The 16,857-nt window shown below is 68.5% G+C and carries 19 protein-coding genes; 17 read left to right on the top strand and 2 right to left on the bottom strand.

What is annotated here, in order from left to right; all coding sequences use genetic code 11:
• Nucleotides 1-12 precede the first annotated feature (12 nt).
• The 4 genes from ACLBWJ_RS13165 to ACLBWJ_RS13150 are packed head-to-tail and all read left to right on the top strand — an operon-like array spanning nucleotide 13 to nucleotide 4,971.
• Nucleotides 13-1,485 (top strand): ParB/RepB/Spo0J family partition protein, encoded by a 1,473-nt coding sequence (locus tag ACLBWJ_RS13165; protein WP_447660502.1) that lies wholly within the window; start codon nucleotides 13-15, stop codon nucleotides 1,483-1,485.
• Entirely contained in the window at nucleotides 1,482-2,852 is a 1,371-nt protein-coding gene (locus ACLBWJ_RS13160; RefSeq protein WP_447660500.1) for an Lsr2 family DNA-binding protein, read from the top strand. The genes ACLBWJ_RS13165 and ACLBWJ_RS13160 overlap by 4 nt, the downstream gene beginning before the upstream one ends.
• Nucleotides 2,849-3,253, top strand: coding sequence for a hypothetical protein (locus tag ACLBWJ_RS13155; RefSeq protein WP_447660498.1), 405 nt, complete (start codon nucleotides 2,849-2,851; stop codon nucleotides 3,251-3,253). The genes ACLBWJ_RS13160 and ACLBWJ_RS13155 overlap by 4 nt, the downstream gene beginning before the upstream one ends.
• On the top strand, nucleotides 3,250-4,971 hold the full coding sequence (locus ACLBWJ_RS13150) for an SNF2-related protein (protein WP_447660497.1): 1,722 nt from the start codon (nucleotides 3,250-3,252) through the stop codon (nucleotides 4,969-4,971). The genes ACLBWJ_RS13155 and ACLBWJ_RS13150 overlap by 4 nt, the downstream gene beginning before the upstream one ends.
• A gap of 22 nt (nucleotides 4,972-4,993) precedes the next feature.
• On the opposite strand, the gene ACLBWJ_RS13145 is transcribed toward ACLBWJ_RS13150, so the two are convergent.
• The gene (locus tag ACLBWJ_RS13145; RefSeq protein ID WP_447660496.1) at nucleotides 4,994-5,278 is read right to left on the bottom strand and encodes a hypothetical protein; all 285 of its coding nucleotides are present in this window, start codon (nucleotides 5,276-5,278) and stop codon (nucleotides 4,994-4,996) included.
• A gap of 45 nt (nucleotides 5,279-5,323) precedes the next feature.
• Between ACLBWJ_RS13145 and ACLBWJ_RS13140 the strand changes: the two genes are divergently transcribed.
• Entirely contained in the window at nucleotides 5,324-5,626 is a 303-nt protein-coding gene (locus ACLBWJ_RS13140) for a hypothetical protein (RefSeq protein WP_447660495.1), read from the top strand.
• A 7-nt stretch (nucleotides 5,627-5,633) separates the two neighbouring features.
• On the opposite strand, the gene ACLBWJ_RS13135 is transcribed toward ACLBWJ_RS13140, so the two are convergent.
• Nucleotides 5,634-5,801: a hypothetical protein gene (locus ACLBWJ_RS13135; protein WP_447660494.1), complete on the bottom strand. Its 168-nt coding sequence runs from the start codon at nucleotides 5,799-5,801 to the stop codon at nucleotides 5,634-5,636.
• A gap of 673 nt (nucleotides 5,802-6,474) precedes the next feature.
• On the opposite strand from ACLBWJ_RS13135, the gene ACLBWJ_RS13130 reads away from it, so the two are divergent.
• The 12 genes from ACLBWJ_RS13130 to ACLBWJ_RS13075 all read left to right on the top strand — a co-directional run bounded on the left by ACLBWJ_RS13130 (nucleotide 6,475) and on the right by ACLBWJ_RS13075 (nucleotide 16,857).
• Entirely contained in the window at nucleotides 6,475-7,131 is a 657-nt protein-coding gene (locus ACLBWJ_RS13130) for a hypothetical protein (protein ID WP_447660493.1), read from the top strand.
• Entirely contained in the window at nucleotides 7,115-7,960 is an 846-nt protein-coding gene (locus ACLBWJ_RS13125) for a hypothetical protein (protein WP_447660491.1), read from the top strand. Before ACLBWJ_RS13130 ends, ACLBWJ_RS13125 begins: the two co-directional genes overlap by 17 nt.
• Nucleotides 7,961-8,327: 367 nt before the next feature.
• A complete protein-coding gene (locus ACLBWJ_RS13120; protein WP_447660490.1) occupies nucleotides 8,328-8,564 on the top strand; it encodes a hypothetical protein in 237 nt (78 codons plus the stop codon).
• Between the two features lie 519 nt (nucleotides 8,565-9,083).
• Nucleotides 9,084-9,530 carry a phage terminase small subunit gene (locus tag ACLBWJ_RS13115; RefSeq protein ID WP_447660488.1) on the top strand — a complete coding sequence of 149 codons (447 nt, stop codon included), beginning with the start codon at nucleotides 9,084-9,086 and terminating at the stop codon, nucleotides 9,528-9,530.
• Nucleotides 9,530-11,176, top strand: coding sequence for a hypothetical protein (locus ACLBWJ_RS13110; protein ID WP_447660486.1), 1,647 nt, complete (start codon nucleotides 9,530-9,532; stop codon nucleotides 11,174-11,176). The genes ACLBWJ_RS13115 and ACLBWJ_RS13110 overlap by 1 nt, the downstream gene beginning before the upstream one ends.
• Nucleotides 11,177-11,192: 16 nt before the next feature.
• Nucleotides 11,193-12,716 (top strand): phage portal protein, encoded by a 1,524-nt coding sequence (locus tag ACLBWJ_RS13105; protein WP_447660485.1) that lies wholly within the window; start codon nucleotides 11,193-11,195, stop codon nucleotides 12,714-12,716.
• Nucleotides 12,694-13,986, top strand: coding sequence for a VG15 protein (locus tag ACLBWJ_RS13100; RefSeq protein ID WP_447660484.1), 1,293 nt, complete (start codon nucleotides 12,694-12,696; stop codon nucleotides 13,984-13,986). Before ACLBWJ_RS13105 ends, ACLBWJ_RS13100 begins: the two co-directional genes overlap by 23 nt.
• A 68-nt stretch (nucleotides 13,987-14,054) precedes the next feature.
• The gene (locus ACLBWJ_RS13095; protein WP_447660483.1) at nucleotides 14,055-14,666 is read left to right on the top strand and encodes a hypothetical protein; all 612 of its coding nucleotides are present in this window, start codon (nucleotides 14,055-14,057) and stop codon (nucleotides 14,664-14,666) included.
• A 41-nt stretch (nucleotides 14,667-14,707) separates the two neighbouring features.
• Nucleotides 14,708-15,664, top strand: a complete 957-nt coding sequence (locus ACLBWJ_RS13090) for a major capsid protein (protein ID WP_447660482.1) — start codon at nucleotides 14,708-14,710, stop codon at nucleotides 15,662-15,664.
• 17 nt (nucleotides 15,665-15,681) lie between these two features.
• Nucleotides 15,682-16,053: a hypothetical protein gene (locus tag ACLBWJ_RS13085; RefSeq protein ID WP_447660481.1), complete on the top strand. Its 372-nt coding sequence runs from the start codon at nucleotides 15,682-15,684 to the stop codon at nucleotides 16,051-16,053.
• Between the two features lie 19 nt (nucleotides 16,054-16,072).
• Entirely contained in the window at nucleotides 16,073-16,468 is a 396-nt protein-coding gene (locus ACLBWJ_RS13080) for a hypothetical protein (RefSeq protein ID WP_447660480.1), read from the top strand.
• Nucleotides 16,468-16,857, top strand: coding sequence for a DUF6093 family protein (locus ACLBWJ_RS13075; RefSeq protein ID WP_447660479.1), 390 nt, complete (start codon nucleotides 16,468-16,470; stop codon nucleotides 16,855-16,857). The genes ACLBWJ_RS13080 and ACLBWJ_RS13075 overlap by 1 nt, the downstream gene beginning before the upstream one ends.

Genomic DNA, 16,857 nt, shown 5'->3' with positions numbered 1-16,857 from the left:
AAGGAACCCACCATGACCACCGAACAGATCGACCACGTCGCCACCGTCGACGTCGTCATCGACACCAACGTCCGCCGGACTGTCGACGTCGACAAGTCGTTCGTCTCCTCCATCCGCAACCACGGCATCCTGCAGCCGCCCGTTGGCTGGCGCGACGACGCCGGCAAGGTCCACATCACGATGGGCCAGCGTCGCACCCTCGCAGCGAAGGAGATCGGCCTCGACACCATCCCCGTCATCATTCGCACCCAGACCGAAGCCGAGCAGGCCCGCATCGTCGCCCAGCTCGCCGAGAACGAGCAGCGGCAGAGCCTCACCCCTGCCGACACCGCGGCCGCATACGCGCAGCTGCAGTTCGAGTTCGGCGTCACCACCGAGCAGATCGCACGCAAGACCAACAGCCCCAAGGCAAAGGTGCAGACCGCGCTCGCCGTCGCCGAGTCCGCAGCCGCGAAGGCCGCCCTCGCCGCGTCGAAGATCTCGCTCGAGCAGGCCGCGGTCTTCACCGAGTTCGAGTCGGACGAGAGCGCGCTCGAGCAGCTCAGCGAGATCGTGAAGGAGCGGCCCGAGCAGCTGGAGCACGCGGCCGAGCGCATCCGCCGCGATCGCGAGCAGAAGCGCCGCGTCGACGAGCTCGCGCTGCAGCTCGAGCGCGACGGGTGGGAAGTCATCCGGTCCGAGTACCAGTACGGATACACCCGCCCGGCCAACGCGACTTCGCTCCGCGACCTCCACCGGGCGGACGACGCCACCAAGACGCCGCTGAAAGCGGACGACGTCGCTGGCATCGACGGTCGCGTGGCCGTCGTGTACCCGCAGCACGGTAGCGAGGCGGGCGCCTCTTGCTTCCTCCGTCACCCCGACAAGCACGGATTCGTGTCTCACGCCTACGCGAGCGGTGGAGGGGGCAAGGGGCCGCTCACCGATGAGGAGAAGGCGGCGCGGCGTAAGAAGCGGGAGGACCGCGCTGACATGCTCGCCGCGACCACCGTCCGCCGCGCCTGGCTCAAGGACACCTTCCTGCCACGCAAGCACACCTTCGAAACCGTCGGCGCGTGGATCGTCCGGGCGATGCTCAAGCACCCCGACGCGCTCCGATACGAGCAGGCCCGAGGCGAGGACGCGAAGGTCCTGACGTGGGAGCTGCTCGGCCTCAAGGTTGAGGGCCACCCCGACTTCTACTCGAACGACGGTCTCGGCACCCTCGAGAAGGTGCTGCAGAAGGCATCGACCGCCGACGAGCTCCGCCTCCTGGTCGCGTTCGCGATCGCGCGAGTCGAGCACCCCGCGGGAAACCCGAAGTACGGACGCTTCGGTCAGCACACCGCCCTTGGGCCCTACCTCACCCAGCTCGCAGCATGGGGCTACCCGCTTGCTGACATCGAGCAGCGCCTCATCGACGAGCACACCGCCGAGCTCGAGGACCGCGAGAAGCGTCGCGCCGCGCGCGAGGCGCGGCAGGCCGTGGAAGCTGCATCCGAATGAGCCCCCGCCGGCTCGAGCACGGGACACCCGAGGGCTACGCCCGCGGGTGCACCCAGCACTCGAAGTGCCCCGCGCTTCCCGTGCACGGACTCACGTGCGAGACAGCGCACATCCGGTTCGAGTCCGGCGAACGGCGATACATGAACCTCTACGGCCGGAACATGCCGGCCGCCGCGATCGCGCGCCGCCTCGGCATCGCACCCACGAAGCCGAGCGCGGACGCGATCGCCCCCGAAGACGAGTACCCGATCGCCGCGGCCCCCGACGTCGAGGAAGCGATCGCCCGGTACGCCGCACGCAAGGAAGCGCAGGAGCGCGTCGCCGCGACCACGAAGGAACCCACCGTGACCACAGAACCCACCCCGCCGGTCTGCCCTGAGTGTGTCGCCGGCAAGCACCCCAACTGCGACGGCACCGCGTGGGACGACGTCGCCGACGCCGTCGCGGGGTGTGCGTGCTCCGCCCACGCGACGGAACCCACCGAACCGTCCGAGCACATCGAGCCCGCCGACGAGCAGGCACACGAGACCGAGGAACCCACCATGACCGAACCCACAGAGCCCACCGAACCGACCGAGACGCCGGCGGTGGACGCCACGGCGCCCCAGATCCCGTCGCAGTCCGTCATCCGAACGTGGGCGCGCGCGAACGGCATCGAGGTCAACCCTCGCGGCAGCGTGCAGAAGGGCGTCGTCAACGCGTACCTCTTCGCGCATCGCACGCCGATGGAGACCAAGCCCGCTGCCACCGAACCGGACGTCGAGGCCGCCCAAACCCCACCCGCCGACGTGCACACGACCGACCACGACTCCGAGCCGGTCGAGCCGGCGCGATCGCGCGCCGCAGCCGAGCTCCCGGAAGAGTTCGCGCCCGCTGGTGACTACGCCCGGTACTTCGAGATCCTCGACGAGACCCGCCGACGCATCGACATGGAAGTGCCGTGCGCGCCTCTCTACGCCCTGCCCGACCTCGCACAGCTGGCCAACCGCATCCCCGGCCGCCCCGAGTGGGCCGACGTCGCCGTCTCCCACGACGTCGAACAGGCACGCAGTCTCGCCGCCCGCCTCGAAGCCGAGAACGCGATCCTCCTCGAGCAGCTCACCACCGTCAGCAACAGCCTCGAGTTCGCCCTCCGCCGGTGGGCCGCCGCCACCGACCGCGCCACCGCGGCTGAGCACCAGAAGATCGGCGCGCAGCTCAGAGCACTCGATGCCGAGGAACAGCGTGACACCACCAACACCGCGCTCGCCGAGACCACAGTCGAGCTCAACGACGCCCTCGCTCGCGTCGCGCTGCTCGAGTCGCAGGTCGCGATCGCGCAGCCCGCGGCGACCCCGATCCGCCGCATGTTCGGCAACGCCCGATGAGCGTCCACGACGACGCCCCGGCTCTCGCGGCCGCGCAACGCGTCGACGAGATCGTCAACGTCCTCGAGGACGCGAACATGCCTTACGCGAACGAGGAGCAGCTGCAGTACCGCATCGCGACCGCGCTCGCCGCGGCTGGCATCCGGGCCGACCGGGAGGTGCGCCTCTCCGATGGCTTCTCGCGAATCGACATCATGTCTGGCGACGTCGGCATCGAGGTGAAGATCGCGGGCCAGGCCGGCGCCGTGCACCGCCAGCTCGCGCGCTACTCCGCGTGCCCGGAGATCTCCGCGCTGATCCTGGTGACGACCCGTCCCGAGCAGCGCATCGAGAATGACGGTGCGCCGGAGTTCAACGGCAAGCTCGTTCGCTCGCTGTGGGTGAAGGGCGCCGGCCTGTGACCCGCACCTACGGCATCTACGACTTCCGCCCGGGAGTCGGCAGCAGCCGCGGCATCTGGGGCCTGAGGGTCGAGCCGAACGTCGCGATCCGCGCGAAGCGGATCTTCACCCGTGTGCGCCACGACCGGTCGGGGGAGCTCGTCATCACCGACGCCGACGACGTCGCCCGTGACCTCGAATGGCTCATGGAGCGCTTCCCGCTGCGCCCCTTCCGCCCCGAGGCGGAGGCACGTCTGCGCGCCGGCGCCGCCGAACACCGGGAGACGATGGAAGCCGTCGCCCGCGTCACCGAAGGCCGCGGCCACCGCCTGCACCTCCCGATGCAGCCGCTCAAGGAGCCCCGCGACTACCAGCTCGCCGCGGTCGAGCTGCTTCGCGCCCGGGGCCGCCTCATCCTCACCGACGAGCTCGGCCTCGGAAAGACTTACACCGGTCTCCTCAACCTGGTGCACGACGACGCCCTTCCGGCGCTTGTCGTCCCGCCCACGCACCTCCCGCGCCGTTGGATGACCGAGCTCGAGGAAGCCTTCCCGTGGCTGAACGTGCAGCTCGCGAAGAAGACCACCCCCACCGACGCATTCGTCGCCGGCGACCACCCCGACGTGCTCATCGTCCCGTACTCCCGACTCGACGGGTGGCGCTCCCACCTCGAAGGGTGGGCCGCGACCGTCATCTTCGACGAAGTCCAGGAGCTCCGAAACGGCATCAACACCAACAAGGGCGCTGCGGCCGCACAGGTGTCCAAGGACGCCGCGTTCGTCCTCGGCCTCACCGCCACCCCCGTCGTCAACTACGCCGGCGACATCTGGCAGCTCTACAACATCATCGCCCCCGGCGTCCTCGGCACCGCCCACGAATTCGCACGCGAATGGGTCGGCTCCTACCAGCAGCAGCACATGGTCGTCACCGACCCCGCCGCCCTCGGCTCCTACCTCCGCGAAGAAGGCGTCATGCTCGGCCGCTCCCGCGCCGAAGTCGGCCGCGAACTCCCCAAGATCGTCAAGGTGCCCCAGCTCGTTGACGCCGACCCCGCCGCGCTCGACAAGATCGCCGGCGACATGCAAGCCCTCGCCCGCCTCATCCTCGACGGCAACGCCAACCGCACCGACCGGTGGAAAGCATCCGGCGACCTCGACCTCAAACTCCGCCACGCCACAGGCGTCGCCAAAGCCCCCTACGTCGCCGAATTCGTCAAGATGATCCTCCAATCCGAGCGCAAGCTCGTCCTCTTCGGATGGCACCGCGACGTCTACGACATCTGGCTCACCGCGCTCGCCGATTACAAGCCGGTCATGTACACCGGCACCGAGTCGCCGAAGCAGAAGGCCGAAGCCGAAGACGCGTTCGTCAACGGCGACGCCCGCATCCTCATCATGTCGCTGCGCTCCGGCGCCGGCGTCGACGGCCTGCAGCTCGCCACCAACATCGTCGTCTTCGGTGAGCTCGACTGGTCACCCGCAGTCCACGAGCAGGGCATCGGCCGAGTCCGCCGCGGCGGCATGGACGACGCCCCACCCGTCGCGTACTTCCTCCACACCGACGAAGGCTCCGACCCCGCCATCCTCCAAACCCTCAACATCAAACGCAACCAAGCCGAACCCATCACCACCCGCGACGGCCAACTCCGCACCGACGCCACCACCGACACCACCCGCGCCCGCGCACTCGCCGAGCAGGTCCTCGGCATCCGCCGGCCTGCCAGAGACGAGCTCGCATGACCAGCAGTCTGCAAGTCACCGATCAGGACGGCGCGGGGAACAGGACAGCAAGGATCGAAGCGGCCGCGCCAACGATGACGCCTCCACCGAGGAGCGTGATGTCCCACAGCGCTGCTCGAGGCCGATTGAGGAACTCCCGCGTCAAAGTCTCGAGATCGGGGCTCACGCCGCCATATCCCACCGCGCCGTTCAAGGTGATCTCTTTCAAGGCGCTGGCGGCCGCTCGGGCCCGAAAGAAGGCGTGGACCACGGCCGCCACAGGTAGGGCGGCGGACACGGCGTACATCACGACAATCACAGACGTCATGACGGCCAACGTAATGGCTCTCATGACAGGGGACAGGAGCGAAAAGTGAGCACTCTACCGACCGAGCTCGAAGTCACGATCGCAGGGACCCCGCTGACGCTGGCTCTGCAGTACGGAACGGCCGTGCGAGAGGAAGACGGCGAGGTCTGGGACCACGACGCGCTCTGGTATCCCGGCGACTCGGGCACTCCTGATGAGGCGTGGGCTCGGGCTCAGGCGCAGTTCGTCCAAGACCCGGACGAGCCACCGCAGGAGCTCGTGCTTGTGTGGCGCATCACGACCGACGCTGACGACTGGATCGGGTGGCCCGTCACCAACCACACGAACCGTAGGAGCGACGATGTCTAGGCCTCGGTTACCCGTCGAGGCCGTACTGCTCGAATTCCTCCTGCGTCACATCCAACGTCTCACCCGATCCATCGAATGCGCGCCAGAGGTAGTCGTCGATTCCGGGGGCCATGGAGGCATCGCACGTCAGGGTGTACGTCCGGCCGTCAACGGTCTTCGTCTGCGAGAGCCTCATGTGGACAAGCTACTGGGGGTGGTGCGTCGTGGCTAGGCTCGAGGCTGCACACGCGCTCGCCGAGGGTGGTTCGTAGTGGGCGCGCTCATCGACCTCACCGGCCGTCGCTTCGGGCTGCTGACCGTCAAGACCCGTCTACCCGACCGCATCGCCCCCAGCGGCGCTCGACAGCCCGTGTGGGGCTGCATCTGCGTCTGTGGCCGGCGGACGATCGAGCAGGGGCGTGCGCTGCGCAGCGACCGCGCGCTGTCGTGCCGGGAGTGCGTCCGCGATCCGTCGCGGATGCTCAAGTACGGGCACACCTACATCGTGTGGTGGCCCGAGCTCGGCGTTCTCAAGATCGGGCGTGCGTTCCGCGGGTCCCGTCTCGAGGAGATGCGCCGCACCGGCGCGATCGTGCTGCTCGACGCCGAGGATACCGACGGCTCGTGGGAGGCCGCCGGCCTCCGCGTGCTGCGCCGCCTGTTCGACCCCGCCTTCACCGGTCCCACCGGCGAGGGCCTCCACCGCGCTGACCGCATCCTCTACCGCGGCCGCGGCTGGTCGGAGTGCTTCCTCGTGGAGCGCGAAGACCTACAGCTCGCATTCGACGTATGCCAGCGAGCTTTCGCACTAGAAGGGAACGACTTTGGACACAACCCCCCAGCCACCGCCGCATGGCGACGGGCACTCGATGGTGCCCAACGTGCTCGGGCTGCCGCTCGAGGCCGCGCCGACCGCGCTCGGGCTGCGGATGCTGGCGGGGACGTCGCCGATGCGGCTGCACCCCGAGAGGATCGCGGCGCAGCTGTACCCGACCATGTCGACGAGCGCGTCGACGGAGCTCGTGATCTTGCACGTAGTGATGCTCGAGGAAGCCGGGCATGCACGCACGTGGGCCGACGAAGCGGGGGAGTGGCTCGTGATGCTGCCGCTGCCCTGCGAGGCGCCCACAGCGCCGCTCACGGCCCCGCCAGCACCCGGCCCGGCCTTCGCCCCGCAGCCGGCATTTTCACCGGCTGGAGAGAGCGAGAGGGAAAGAGAACGCGCGAGAGCGAGAGCGCGCGAGCGAGCACGTGCACGGGCGGACGCGGAAGCGCAGGAATGGGCGACCCGCTGGGCCTCGCAGGGCCCCGCTCAGCCGGTGCTCTCAAGACCTGCACGCCCGGACCTGCTCAACGCTCCGCCCATCGGATGTCACGAGCACCCCAACGGCACCACGACTGTTCCATGCGGGCCATGCGGCACCGCGGCGGCATACCGCAGGCAGTGGCTCGCCAATCGCCGCTACATGGAACAGCTCGCCATCTTCGAGGAGCAGCAGGAGACCCCCGATGACCTACCGTTCTGACATCCCCGAAGGACGCTGCATCAACGGATGCCTGCAGGCCGACGTCCACTACGCCGACTGCAAGAGCTACGACCCCGTCGACCCGATCGTCTGCCCCGGATGCGCCCCCGTGGAGACCGTCGACGGCACCCTCATCTGCGACCGCTGCTACCGCCGCGTCCGTTTCCTGTTGCACAGCGCAGCCGACATCCTCGGCCGCATGCGATCGCTCGCCCAGCAGGGCAAGGCTGTCGTGTACTCCGCTGCGTCCGGCGGCTCGACCTCTGCCACGGCGCCCGACCAGGTAGATGCGGATCTCCTCGAGGCGACCGACGTCGTGGGGCGGAAGCTCCGCGGCTGGCGGCCGTGGATCAGCGCCGGCCGCCAGGTCCTCGACGCCGCCCTGAGTGATCCCGACACCGCCGCGCCCCTGCTGGCGGACATCCTCGAGCAACACACACCCATCGAATACGCCGACGAGTGGTCACTCGCTGACGCACACGCCCGATGGGGAACCGAGCGCCGAGACCGATTCGTCTACCCCGACGAGGAAGAGCCGGCCGGCCTGGTCGTCGTCTCGCCCGTCCGCGAGTGGTACGACCCACTGCTGGCAGCGCGCGACGCGGCCGAGCGAGCGGGGATCTCCGAGCAGCAGCTGCGCGTTTGGGTGAAGCGCGAGATCATCCTGCCCGTCGCGAAGATCCGCGAGCCTGGCGTCCTGCGTTTCGCGTCTGGTCGACCGAGCCCGGGCAAGACCGTGTCATGGTTCCGCGCCTCCGACGTCGACTCCGCCCGAGAGCGCATGGACCAGGAACGCGAGAGAGGACGATTCAAGGCCGCGGCGACCTGACGGAAGTCAGCATCCGCGGAAGTACCGGGACCATCACGTTTCGTGTTACGCTGTGCGTGCACGAGAACTATGACAAAGCCTCACCAATCGGTGGGGCTTTTGTCGTCTCGTCGGGGGCGTTGCGCCGGGTCTCGGGTTCCTGCGGCGCCGCCCCCGCTTCTGCTTCGTCTCATCACCGCGCGACACACACTCTGCAGGCCGATGCCCCGGTCGCTTGACGGTTGGTGAGACGTCGAACTCCGCTGGTCGACTGACACTCGGCGTGAGCGGGACAGCCGCGTCGTAGCGGCGGCATCGACGGCGCGACGCTGTCGAACGCGAGAGGGGTGACGGCGACGTCGCCCCTCTCTGTCGAACGGAGGCCGGAGTGAGCGCCGAGACGAAGGCAGCTCTCGACGCCGCGATCGCCGAGCACATCGCATCCGAAGCTGAGAACGACAGCACGCTCGTCAACGGCTACGCCCTGATCGTCGCCCACGGCGATGCTGCAGACTTCGACGACGAGACAACGCGCTACCTGCTCGAGTACGCGGACCGGCAGTCGTTCCACGTCAGCCTCGGCCTGGTACACCGCCATCGTCTCGAGCTCGAGCAAGAAGCCTGATGGGAGCGAGCGAGAAGGCCGCAGCCGCGTTCCATCCGCACCGTCGAGCTACCCGCGTCTGCTCCGAGCCGGGATGCCCGGTGCTAACCACAGCCACACGTTGCATCCAGCATCGACGCGACCACGAACACCAGCGCGGGTCGCGACAGGATCGCGGCTACGACGCCAGTCACGACCGACTGCGCAAGCAATGGGAGCCGCAGGTTGCCACCGGCCGCGTGAGCTGCCGACGGTGCGGCAAGAAGATCGAGCCCGGTGCTCGCTGGGACCTCGGCCACGATGACCAGGACCGCACGAAGCACCGCGGACCCGAGCACGAGGCATGCAACCGACGAACCTCGACCCGCCGAACCCCTCGGCGCCGCCCCTGACCGACACCGTCGGAGGGGTGGGGGGACCCCCTCGAAGGCGCGGGCTGCGGACCGCCGGGGATGGCAAAAAAGCGCCGTACGGGTTCCGAGGGTCGGGTCCCGAAACCCTCAAACCCGTACATTCTGAGCCTTGCGATCGGAGGTCGAAATGCCCGGTCCCGCGCCAGATCCGAACGCTCGCCGACGCAACAAGCGGCCCGCCGCGATGACCCTGCCGGCCAATGGTCGCGAGGGCCGCGCGCCCGCCTTCCCTATCAAGACCGGCAAGCGTGTGCCGACGGTGTGGGCATCGCTGTGGAAGACGCCTCAGGCGGTGGCGTGGGAGAAGCTCGGGTATCACCGTGTCGTCGCTCGCTACGCGATGCTGCTGCAGATCGTCGAGACCCCTGAGACCGCGACCGCGGCGCTCCTCGGCGAGGTTCGACAGCTCGAGGACCGCCTCGGCCTGTCCCCGATGGCGATGAAGCGCCTCGAGTGGGTCATCAAGGAGGACGAGCTCGCCGCTAAGCGGGATGAGAAGCGCTCGACGTCGGAGACGAGCGCCGGCGGCCGCACGCCCGAGCAGCGCCGCAAGATCATGGGTGCTGTGAAGTAATGCCGTGGCGCGGTCCCGAGTGGGACGGCGAGTTCCCGTCCCTCGGCTGGCAGGTGGCGGACTGGATCGAGGAATACTGCGTCATCCCCGACGGGGAAGATATGGGCAAGCCGTTCACTCTCACGGACGAGCAGCTCGCGATCATCGTCAACCACTACCGGCTGCGCCCCGACGCGTCACAGCACCAGTGGCAGACCGCATGGGAGTACGTGCGGTCGCTCATCGTGAAGCCGCAGAAGTGGGGCAAGGCCCCGCTCACGTCCGCGCTCATCAACGCCGAGGCCGTCGCCCCCGTCGTCTTCGCCGGGTGGGACGCCTACGGCGAGCCCGTCGGCCGCCCGTGGCCCACCCCGATCATCCAGGTGACCGCCTACTCCGAAGACCAGACCGACAACATCTGGAAGGTCCTCCGGCCGATGATCGACGAGGGCCCCCTCGCGGACATCATCACCGACACCGGCGTCGACCGCATCAACCTCCCCGGCTCGGGCTGGATCGAACCGGTGACGTCGAAAGCCCTCTCGCGCCTCGGTGCGCGCATCACGTTCGCGCCGCAGGATGAGGTCGGCACGTGGGTGTCGCCGAACATGCGCTATCTCGCCTCCACGCAGTACCGCGGCCTCTCGGGGACCGGTGGCCGGTCGTTCCTGACCACGAACGCGTGGGACCTCGCGGAGAACAGCGTCGCGCAGGAGATCGAGGAAGCCGGCGACCCGACGGATTTCGTCGACTTCAAGGATGGCCGGCTCGCCGGGCTGTCGTACACGAACGCGAAGGACCGCGCCCGCATCCACCGGCACGTCTACGGCGACTCCGCTGTCCGGCTGGACCGGCACGGGGTGCGCATCGGCGGGTGGGTGAACCTCGACCGTATTGAGGTCGACGCGGTGAAGCTGCTGCGGAAGGACCCGGCCGAGGCCGCGCGCTTCTACGGCAACATCAGCTCCGCCGGCTCCGGGTCGTGGCTGCCCGAAGCGGGCATGGACGAGTACGACCCGGCGGAGAAGCACCTGTGGAGCGACAAGGTGCTCGTGCGGGACCGCCCCAAGGGCGTGCCCGTGTGTGCAGGCTTCGACGGTTCCGATGTCGACGACTGGACGGGCATCCGGCTCGAGACGTTCGATCAGTTCCAGTTCACCCCGACCTACTTCGGCGACACCCGCCGCGCGATCTGGAACCCGGCCCGCTGGCCGGGGCACCGCATCCCGCGTGACGAGGTCATGACCGCCTGGCATGACATCATGCGCCGCTTCGAGGTCGTGCGGGCGTACTTCGATCCGCCGCTGTGGGGGACCGAGCTGCAGGAGCTGCAGGGCAAGTACGGCGACAAGGTGTTCATCGGCTGGGAGACCTACCGGACCAAGCAGATGCACGCCGAGCTCGAGCGGTTCCGCACCGACATCACGAACCCGTCGGCGTCGTTTCGGCATGACGGGTGCCAGTTCACCGCGCAGCACATGCGCAACGCGGTGGTGCGGGCGCGGCCGGGGCAGACGTACATCCTCGGCAAGCCGTCTGACACGCAGAAGATCGACCTCGCGATGTCGAGCACTCTCGCCCACGCGGCGACGCTCGACGCGATCGCGGCGGGAGACCTGACCAAACGGCAGCACCAGACGTCGTCGACGTACTACGGGTTCAACTAGCGAGAGGGGGTCCCGGGTGGAGATCGCAGTTGCACGGGACCGCCTCGTCCGCGCTGAGCACGAGCTCAAGAAGTCCAAGCCGCAGATCGAGAAGCGCGAGCGTTACGACCGTGGTGAGCAGGACCTCCCGTACGCTCCGCAGGGTGTGAATCAGGAGTACCGCGACCTGCAGGAGCAGTCGATCGCGAACTACTTCTCGATCGCGAAGTCCGCGCCCGTGCAGCGTCTTCGTGCTGACTCGATCCGCACTGACATGGGCGAAGAGACCGACGCGGCTGTGTGGGCGATGTTCCAGGCGAACAAGTGGGCGTCGCGGCAGTCGATGGTCTACGAGTCGATGCTCATGCACGGACGCGGGATTGCATCGTGCTGGCCGAACCTCGCCGAGAAGTCGAAGCCGATCATCCGCCCGGAGTCCCTGCTGCTCGTGCACGTGGAGATGGACCCGGGCGATCCGTTCACTCCGCTGTGGGCGGCGAAGATCTACGCCGTCGACGAGATCTCTGAGGCCGGGTCACAGCTCATCCTTCCCGGCTATGCGCTCGGCGCAATCACCCGGCAACGCACCGTCGGCATCGTCTACGACGCCGAGGGCATGATGCGCTTCGAGCGTGGCGGCTACTCCGGCACGACCGAGTGGCGACACGTCACGGACGGCAACCACGGGATGAAGCGCGTTCCGTTCGCGCTGTACGACTACACGATCGACGGCATGGGCAAGCCGTGGTCGGCGATGGACTCCTTGCTCCCGCAGCAGGACGCCATCAACACGATCCGCTTCAACACGCTGCTCGCCATGCAGTTCTCCGCGTTCCGGCAGCGCATCGTGACCGGCTTCGACCCGCGCGCCACCGACAAGGACGGGAACTTCCTCTACAAGAAGAACCCCGACGGCACCCCCGCCGTCGACGCGAACGGCAACGCAATCCCGGTACTCAACACCCCCGGCCGCGTTGGCGTGGACCGGCTGCTGGCGTTCCCCGGCGGCGACACGAGGGTGTTCGACCTGCCCGAGTCCGACCTGAGCAACTACATCGAGGTGCTCGAGTCGTTCCTGGTGCAGTTCTTCTCCACCGGCCAGATCCCGCCGCAGTACCTCCTCTCCCAGATGTCGAACCTCTCCGGCGACGCGCTCGCTGGCGCCGAGTCCACGCTCGCGTCGCTGGTCAAGGAGCTGCAGCTCTCCGCGGGCGAAGGGAACGTTGCGCTCGCCGAGCTCGCGTGGCACGCCTCCGGTGGCGAGGGCGAGTTCAAATCGACCGCTGAGACGGTGTGGGCCGATGCCGAGGCGCGTTCGTTCTCGCAGATCATCGACGCGATCGTGAAGCTCATCTCGCAGGGCTTCCCCCGCAAGGGCGCCTGGCAGATGATCCCCGGCGCGACCCCGCAGAAGGTCAGCCAGTGGCTCGACGACGCCGAGGACGAAGCATTCGCATCCCGGCTCGCGCTGGCAGCGCGACGTTTCCAGGACGTCACCCCGCCCGCGGGCGAGGTGACCGACCAGACGGAGGTCGTCGATGCTCCCACGGGCGGCAGTTGACCACTACCAGCTGCAGCAGGGCATCGCGGTCGCCGCGGCCGCGGAGGTCGGGGGCCTGTGGGCGTCGATGTCGGATGACTTCGACGCCTCCTGGTCCCTGATCGCCGCACCAGCATTCGAGACCGTCGCCGCGGCGCAGCTCACCGCGGCCGCCACCGGTGCGGCGTACGTCGGCGCTGTGCTGCTCGAGACCGACGTCGACGCCCCTCCGGTCGCCGATGTCGTCCCGCACGCGTTCGCCGGCGTCACCGAAGACGGACGCCCGCTGGACACCCTCATGCAGGGCGCCACCATCCGAGCCAAGGAAGCCGTTGGCGCCGGCCTTACGACCGCTCTCGCGCTCGCCGAGGCGGGGGACTGGCTGCAGGGCGTCGTGCTCGACAGCGTCCGCGCAGCGAACCGGGAGGCCGTCGCCGCCGCGATGACAGTCCGCCCCGGTGTGCAGGGTTGGGTGCGGATGCTCAACCCGCCCTCGTGCAAGTTCTGCGTGGGGCTGGCGGGCAAGTGGTTCCAGTGGAACCAGGGGTTCCAGGTCCACCCGAACTGCGACTGTCGGCACATCCCCGCACAGGAGTCGACCGCCGGCGACCTCACCGTTGACCCCTACGCGTACTTCCGATCGCTCGACGAGAAGATGCAGGACCGGATCTGGGGCAAGGCCGACGCGCAAGCCATCCGCGACGGCGCCGATATCAACCGTGTCGTCAACATCCGATCCGTCGAGAACAGACGAACCCGCGCCGGCAAGCGCCCGAAGCGGCGAACGGTCGACGACATCTACGCCGAAGCGACCGACCGCGACGACGCGATCCGCCTTCTCACGGAACACGGCTACGTCATCGGGCCGCAGCGCGCCGGCGGCAACCTGCGCGGCAACGAGCCCAGCACCGAGCGCTATCTGGCAGCCGGCCGAGGCCGCGGGGTCTACCGAGTCGGTACGGAAGCGGTCACCACCGCCCGTGCGGCCCGCTACGACGCCCTCGTAGCGGGTGAGCGGGACCCGATGGTCAGATCGACCATGACAGCCGCAGAGCGGCGCATCTACGACGACTTCTACCGAGCCGAGCAGGCACTCCTCGCACGCCGCGCCCGCACCATCGGAGGCAACTCCGCCGACCGCGGCACCGTGTTCACCTCGATCACCGAGGAGGAAGCCGACGTCCTCGCCATGACGTTCATCCGACGCATCGACCGGGTCCGCCGCAACGGCACAGCCCAGGAGAAGGCGCTCGCCGAACGCCTGTGGGCGCGATACAGCGCGCTCGTGTAGCTCCCGCACTGAAACGGTGCGGGTCACCGGCATGCAACGTGCCACGACATCTCGCAAGGAGATACCCGATGGAAATTGAGATCAGCGACGCCGATGTGGAAGCGTTCGGCGGAGACCGCGAGAAGCTCGCGACCTTCATCAACGGCCTCGACCTCGAGACCGACCGCATCAAAGCGCGCCAGGCCGTCATCGACAGCACCAAGGGCGAGCTCAAAGCGTTCACCGATCTCGGGCTCACCCCCGACGAGATCAAGGCGCTGCAAGCCAAGCCCGGCGGCCCCACCGACGCCGACATCGAGAAGCTCGTCAACAAGCGCCTCGAGGACGCCGACAAGGCCAATCGGGAACGCGTCGACGCGCGCTCGCGTGCAGCTGAGGTCCGTGCACAGGCCGCCGAGCTCGGTTTCATCAAGCCCGCTCAGGCGCTCGCGCTGCTCGACGCGAAGGAGCTCGCGAAGGTCAGCGTGACCGACGACGGCGACGCCGACGCGGCCGCGGTCAAGAAGCTCCTCGAGGACCTCTCGAAGGACTCGCCGCACCTGCTCAAGTCCACCACCACGAACACCCCCGGTCACCGTGATGCCGGTATCGGGGCCCGCGGCGCGGGAGCAGCCTCCGCCGCCGTCCGTCCCGGCACCGACCGCCTGCGTGGCGCGTACGGGGCATCCAGCAACAACTGACACTGCTCGCCGTGCTGCGGTCGAGCTGAAAGGAACAGATCATGGCAGTCACCCTTGCCCAGGCCGCTCTCCTCTCGGAGAACGACCTGCAGCGCGGCGTCCAGGAGCTCTTCGTCCAGGAGTCCGCGGTCCTCGACCGCATTCCCCTGATGGAGATCGAGGGCAACGCGTACGCCTACAACCGCGAGAACACCCTCCCCGGGGTCGCGTTCCGTGCGGTGAACGAGGCGTACACCGAGTCGACCGGCGCCGTGGTGCAGGCGACCGAGACCCTCGCCATCCTCGGTGGCGACGCCGACGTGGACACCTTCATCCAGAAGACCCGGTCCAACGTCAACGACCAGCGGGCGCTGCAGACGCGCCTGAAGGTGAAGGCGGCGTCCTACAAGTACCAGGACACGTTCTTCAACGGCGACGTCGCGGTCGACCCGAAGGGCTTCGACGGCCTCAAGAAGCGCCTCATCGGCAATCAGGTCATCGACGCCGCCACGAACGGCCTGCCCATCATCGGTGCGTCGAACTCGGACATCTTCGCGTTCATGGACAAGCTCGACGAGCTCATCGCCGCGGTCCCCGGCATCACCCCGGAGAATGGCGCGCTCTACGCGCCCCGCGGTCTGCGCTCGAAGATCCTCTCCGCGGGCCGCCGCGTCGGCGGCACGGCGACGGTCGTCGAGGACCTGACCGGCAAGCGCATCGTGACGTGGAACGGCATCCCCGTGCTCGACCCGGGCGACAACCTCGCCGGCGCTCAGATCCTCGGTCAGAACGAGACGCAGGGCACGGCCACCAACGCCGCGTCGATCTACGCCGTCAAGTTCGGCGAGGACGAGGGGGATGCCGGAGTCACCGGCCTCACCAACGGTGGGATCTCCGTCCGAGACCTCGGCGAGGTCGATGACAAGCCCGCCCTCCGTACCCGCATCGAGTTCTTCTGCGGCATGGCGACCTTCGGCGGCAAGGCCGCAGCTCGCCTCCGCGGTGTCCTCAACGGCTGATCCCAGGGAGAGAGAACATGGCACGCACCACGAGGGCCGCAGCAGCGGCCGAGTCCACCGGCGAGCAGAAGCCCGCCGAGCCCACCACGGACGACAGCGCGGCGACGACCACGCTCGACGCCGACACCACCAAGCCGTCCGTCACCGCACCCGGCGACGGACCTGCAGACACCACCGATCCCACCGAGATCGCGGTGTCGACCCCGCCCAACCCGGGCAAGGAAGCGGTCGCCGTCGGCACGGTCAACGCCGTCACCCCGGCACCCAAGCCGGCCGCGCGCGCCTCCCGCAAGAAGGAGCGCACCGAGGAGTACGAGGCGTACAAGCCCGACGGCACCTCGGTCACCGTCGTGCGCAACATCGAGACCGGCGAGAGCCGGATCAAGTAACGAAGGGGAGGGGACGCTCATGGAAAACCCAGCCGACCTCGAAGCCGTCCGGGGCTTCATCGAGCGTCCCCTCACCTCCGACGAAGAACGAGTCATTCCCGCATGGCTCGCGAAAGCCTGGCGCGAGCTCAAGCGCGTCGTGCCCGGCATCCCCACCCGAGTCGCCCTCCCCGAGGACGATCCCTCGCACCTCGACGTCGAGGACGTCAGCGACGTGCTCGTCGCGATGGTCGAACGCAAGATCCGCAACGCCGGCGGCACCTCCGAATGGCGCGACGACCTCTACAGCGAAAAGGTCGACCCCTCACTCGCCTCCGGCCGCATCTACGTCACCGACGAAGAACGCGACAAGCTCATGCCGCCAGCCCCCACCTACGGCAACGCCATCCACTCCATCCCCCTCACGGCCATCTGATGCGCTCGCCGTCTCAGCGCGCCACCGCTCGATACCGGGCCGAGCAGGGCTTCACCGAGACCGTCATCGTCGGCACATACCGGGACGGCGTCGATGCGGCCACGGCCAACGCCACGCGCGAGCTCGTGACCAAGCACTACGAGGGACCGGCGCAGCTCGTCTACCGCACGCTCAATGTCTCTGACCGGAACACCGCGTCGCGGCCGATCGCCGAGCAGGCTCCCATTCTGAAGCTGCCCTCTGGCACTGTCGTGCCGCGCGGGGCCGAGGTCGACGTCACCGCATCGGCCGCCGACGCATCGCTCGTGGGGCGCCGCATGAAGATCGCCGGTCGTCCGCAGTCCGGGCAGACCACCTCCGCACGCTACCCGCTGCAGGAGCTCACCTGA

This window comes from Microbacterium sp. M4A5_1d (assembly GCF_053345465.1).
This window is presented reverse-complemented; position numbering and strand designations above follow the sequence as displayed.